Genomic DNA, 5007 nt, shown 5'->3' with positions numbered 1-5007 from the left:
AAACTGGATCACCACGGCCTCGCTCACCGGAAGCGTGAGTTCGACGCCGAAGCGCGCCTGGTGCCAGCCGGCCCAGTAGCGCAGGGCGGCGGCGTAGCTGCGGGTGGTGTTGGCGGCGGCGGCTTCGGCGAGCAGTTCGCGCACCGCATCGGCGGCCTGGTGGGCCAGCTGCTCCGGCAACACCAGGCCGGCAGCCGGTGCCGCGAGGGCGAGTAAATCGCGTTTATGCTTCATAAGTCGTAATGTATACTACGAAATAGGGCGTCTACTAGCGATAATCATCACTTATCGTGAGTAGAAAACCCAGCGGGCAGGGCGCCAATCGAGGGAGACCAGCGCATGGCACGTGGCATCACCCAAGACCAGGTCAACGCCGCCGCCGACGCCATCCTGGGCGCCGGCGAGAATCCGACCGTGGAGAAAGTGCGCGCCGCGCTCGGCACGGGCTCGCCCAACACGGTGACGCGGATGCTCGACGTGTGGCGCAATCATCTCGGCGAACGGTTGCGCCAGCTCAGCGCCTTGCCGGAGCTACCGCTCCCCGTGGGGCAGGCAATGATGGGCCTGTGGCAGCTGGCCACCGAGCACGCGAGCCAGGCGATCGCCGCGCGCTTTGCGGAGGAGCGGGCAGCGCTGGAGACGGCCCGGAACACCCTTACGGCCGAACGCCAGACGTGGGTTGCCCGCTTGGAGGCCGCGGAGACCGAGCGTGCTCGGACCCTGGCGGCCAAGGATCTGGCCGAACACGCCTGCTCCACCCTGGATGCGCAGCTGCAGGACAGCCACGCGCTTCGCGCTGACCTCGCCCAGCAACGGGATCGGCTGCAGGTGCAGTGCGATCAGCTGAGTGCCGAGCTTCAGGGGTTGCGCGGGCAGCTAGTAGAGCAGCAGCAAACGGCGGCCGCGGAACGGGCCCGCCAGGAGTCATATGTGCGCAACATCGAGGATCGCGCCCACCAGGAAGTCGATCGGCTGCGCCAAGAAACCAAACAATGGCAGCAGCGGCTGGAGAACGCCGAACGGTCACATCGGGATACCGAGTCATCCCTCCGAACAGAGCTTGGAGCGCTGCGTGACCAGCTGCGCGAAGCTGACCGAGAGATCGCTCGCTACGCGGGACAGGTGGCGGGCCTGGAGAAGGCCCTGAGCCAACAAGTCCCGCCGAAGCCAAAGAAGAAAGCTCAATCCAGACGGGTACAGCAAGCGGCGCGAGCCAAGAAAGAGCAGACTTGACGCACGCCCCCCGCAAGAGGTTCCACGTCGTGACGGACCAAGGCAGCGCGAATCATCCCGCCGGCTCGAACATTGGTACCGGTGCGCCCGGGAGGGATTGGCTTGGATTCGGGCTGGATGCGGAGTTTCAGCCCACCCGCGTGGCCGAGTGGCTGGCACTGGGCAGAGAAGACTTGGCTCGGCTGGCGGACGCTCCGCACGGCGACGCTGCTGCAGTTCCGGTCAGCGAACATCTGATCGAGGTCGCAGCAATGTGCAACCTGAAGGCCGGTAACGGTCCTTCTCGGCGCATGGGCGGAGTGTTAGCGCGCTAGTTGGGTATACATCAGTGCGTGCAACACCAAGCAGAGAAGATCACAAGATTAGTTGGGGAACCTCGTTCCTCGGTGCAGAAGTTTTACGGCGCGCATTCCGCGATGTGGAACTTCATGGGCATGCAATGCGCAGGGTTTCTGCCGTGGAGGTAGAAGTTTAAGTGCCGAGAACAACGGCGAGCAGAAGGAGCGCCAGAGCCAGCACCTGGACCCACCATTCCGGAGGTCTCTGACTTCGCATAATGTATATTATGTCAAATTATCGAAAGAGCCGGCGCAAGGCTGCTTGTCGGAAATCTTGGTTTCTGTCGCTTTCCCGATGTTTATGCCAGTGATTGAAATTATTGATGTTTTCTCGCCAAACAAGACACAAACTTTAGTGACGGTATAACCCGACACCTCGACTGAGGGCATATTCGCGGTTTATGTGTCGCCGACTCGTCGGTCTGGTCGCAGGCAAGCTCTGGAGCCAAGACTCAATGGTTGCTCGTGCGGAACCCGGAAGCGCAGCAGCACACTGTTTTACGCCGTTGGGGTCTGGCCAGTCGTAGGAGACCTGCCCCGCATGGTGGTATCCGTGGTCGAAATCAGGGCTTTCTGGCCACCAACCAATAACTTCTGCCAGCGCTATGGAGCGGCTGTGCGAGGCCCTAGAAACGGGGGCGTTAAGCCAGACAGCCAATATGGCCTCGGCCATGACATTAATTCCATATCGAGCTGAGTTTGGCATCTTTGGGAATGCCCCTAGTCGACACCTTTTGTGTTGTGCGGTCCAGCCGAACTGGTCGCAAAGGATGGGAACGATAAGTCGATAAAGACGCTCTAGCCGCCGAATAGAAAAGTGCTTGGGGTGCCAGTCAGCGGCGACGTCCAGAACATCTTGCAACAGTGTGGCTTCGAGATGAATAGCGCGGACATCGTCCTCAAGTTCAATGCATACGAACTCAGGCATAGTCGTCAGCCCTATTCGGGGACGGTGGAACGCGATCGGCAAACAAAGGGACATTTTTGCTGCCTCCGCGGCAATTGCATGGACGCCCCAGGGGAACTGGCCACCACGATCGGCGTCTAGCAACGCACCATGCTTCTGACAAGTGGTGCAGTACGTTACATCCCAACTGGGATGCCTGTGCATGGGTTCACCGCGACTCAATTGACCCAACCAGCATGCTGGGCAGTAAAGAGTTCGATCTTCTTCGTCCAATTGTGTGTGCATCAATAACATCTCGACCGTTTTTTACTCTGCTGTAATTCACCGAACAAAGTCTCAGTGTGTTACTGACCAATTGTGCAGCAACCTGCGGCCAAGTTGCTGCCAGTGCTGGCAAAAACTCTGCAGTTGACTGAGGGCGGTCGTGATCTCGCGTCAATGCCAGGGCCAGACTAATCGTTTGTCGTGCGCATACGCGCCTTTAATGTGATTTGGCGCAAGCTGACGTAGCCGTGAGCACTAGCTTCGAAGCGACGCAAATGTCTTGCTTTGCTACGACAAGGCATGGCGAACTTTGCCGTATTTGGATGCGCGGTAAGATCAATGATTTCAACGGAGCGATCGAAGATTACGATCTGTGCTGGGTGCCTATCTTGATGGGCTGCTCGCCGCCATCGGAAGATATTTGGAAAGCCAACTCGATCAGAAGAAGCAGAACGCCAGTCAATTGGCAGTTGTTCTTGTCGCGATGGCCCTCAAGATCGTGAACCGAAATGACCCAGTAACAAACTGATCCAGCCTCTTTGTCCACCGCGAAGTCACCATGGACTGCGCGCTGTGCTGCCCTGATGCTCTCTTTCGCTTGCTGCGCCTTACTGTTCCGTCCCGTTTGGCTGAAGAGTTCCGTGCGGAGTGTGTCTGCTATAGGTTGCTTACTTACTTCACTCTCGCTCCGAGCCATTTCGCAAACGCCGGAACGTTCACTTTTCCACGGACGGCCAGGCAAAATAATTCCTGCTCATCCGATGCCCAGAATGACTCGACAGATGGAAGACTTGATTCTGGTCGTCCGTCGTAGAGTGAGGTGGACTTCCAGTCGTAAAGCACCGCGACATTGCCGCTTTCATCGCTGAAAACATACGAACCAGAAATCTTCCGATCACCAGATGGGGGCCTGGGCGGTCCGAAACGCTTTACGAGGTCGCGGGGTGTAGCCAGTAGCTCACCACAAAAGGTGGTATTCAATGCTGATGCGTTCGGTGCCAGCTCGTACATGCTGCGCTCCTGCTTGTTCTATGTTCGCTTTTTACGCTGTCGTGCCAAATGGCTCGCGTTATCAGAGGGGGCGCTGACCTTGTGCCGTCGCGTTGTCGCTTGTTTGGCAATCACCCTCTCCAGCCCCGCTACCTGACCTACGTAGCGTGCCGCTGCCTGCTCAGCGCCACGCAATTGCTCGCGGCATGAGTCAAGTAGCGCCTGCTGCGCGCTCGTGACCTCGCGGTGAATCTGCTCGATGGTGTCGTGGCGTTGTTGCCATTGCTTGGCGTCCTGCCGTGCGCGATCGACTTCTAGGTGCGCGCGGTCTTCGGTAGCGCGAATATACGCCTCCAGTCGCTCACGTTCTGTCCGCAAAGCGACCTGATTCTCGTCCAGTTGGGTCCGCAGCATCTGGATGTGTGCAGACTGAGCATCACACTGGTCTTGCAGGCGATCGCGTTGCTGCGCCAGGTCAGCACGCAGCGCATGACTGTCCTGCAGTTGGCCATCAAGGGTGGCGCAAGCGTGCTCGGCGAGATCTCGCGCTACCTTGGCTTGGGCGATTTGAGTTTCGGCGGCCTGCAAGCGGGCCTCCCAGTCCTCACGTTCCTGGGCAAGTTGGGTCTGGGCGGTATCTAGCGCGGCACGCTCGATCGCGAACCGATCCTCGAGGGTGCGTTCGGCCTGGTGGATGGCGAGGCGCCACAACTCCATCATCACCTGCCCCACCGCATCAGGTACCTCCGGCAGGGCGCTTAGCTCCCGCAACCGGTTCCCAAGCTGGCTGCGCCACCCATCCAGCATGCGCGTGATCGTGTTGGGCGAGCCCGTGCCGAGCGCGGCGCGCACTTTCTCCACGGTCGGGTTTTCACCCGCGGCCAGGATGGCATCGGCCGCCTCATTGACCTGGTTCTGGGTGATGCCACGTGCCATGCGCTGGTCTCCCTCGATTGGCGCCCTGCCCGCTTGGTTTCGTACTCGCGATAAGTGATGATTATCACTAATAAATGCCCTATATCGTAATATACATTACATATTATGAAGCATAAACGTACCTCAACGGATCTCGCCACACCCGCTTCCAGCCTAGTCTTGCCGGAACAACTGGCGCAGCAAGCGGCCGATGCGGTACGCGAGCTGTTGGCTGAGGCGGCCGCGGCCAACACAACCCGCAGCTACGCGGCCGCCCTGCGCTACTGGGCTGGCTGGCACCAGGCGCGCTTCGGCATCGAGCTGACGTTGCCGGTGACCGAAGCCGTGGTGATCCAATTC

The 5007-nt window shown here is 59.3% G+C and carries 4 protein-coding genes and 2 pseudogenes; 3 read left to right on the top strand and 3 right to left on the bottom strand.

All coding sequences use genetic code 11. The features are described 5' to 3' along the window. Positions 1-234 (bottom strand): annotated as a pseudogene (locus tag BDW41_RS22815) (integrase); the annotation flags it as partial. Positions 235-339: 105 nt separating this feature from the next. Here BDW41_RS22815 and BDW41_RS22810 point away from each other — a divergent pair. Then, complete coding sequence (locus tag BDW41_RS22810) at positions 340-1233, top strand: DNA-binding protein (protein WP_074552317.1); 894 nt, start codon at positions 340-342, stop codon at positions 1231-1233. A gap of 1882 nt (positions 1234-3115) precedes the next feature. Further along, positions 3116-3271: a hypothetical protein gene (locus BDW41_RS23460; protein ID WP_158537028.1), complete on the top strand. Its 156-nt coding sequence runs from the start codon at positions 3116-3118 to the stop codon at positions 3269-3271. A 143-nt stretch (positions 3272-3414) separates the two neighbouring features. Here the strand turns inward: BDW41_RS23460 and BDW41_RS23285 are convergent, their stop codons facing one another. Continuing rightward, complete coding sequence (locus tag BDW41_RS23285) at positions 3415-3753, bottom strand: hypothetical protein (protein WP_146217410.1); 339 nt, start codon at positions 3751-3753, stop codon at positions 3415-3417. Positions 3754-3771: 18 nt separating this feature from the next. After that, positions 3772-4668 (bottom strand): DNA-binding protein, encoded by an 897-nt coding sequence (locus BDW41_RS22795; protein ID WP_074552313.1) that lies wholly within the window; start codon positions 4666-4668, stop codon positions 3772-3774. 105 nt (positions 4669-4773) lie between these two features. On the opposite strand from BDW41_RS22795, the pseudogene BDW41_RS22790 reads away from it, so the two are divergent. Next, positions 4774-5007 (top strand): annotated as a pseudogene (locus BDW41_RS22790) (integrase); the annotation flags it as partial.

Origin of the sequence: Dyella sp. AtDHG13 (assembly GCF_003201105.1) — a bacterium.
GTDB classification, from domain to species: domain Bacteria; phylum Pseudomonadota; class Gammaproteobacteria; order Xanthomonadales; family Rhodanobacteraceae; genus Dyella; species Dyella jiangningensis_B.
Note: the sequence above shows the minus strand (reverse complement) of the source record. Positions and strands in the feature narration are given on the sequence as shown.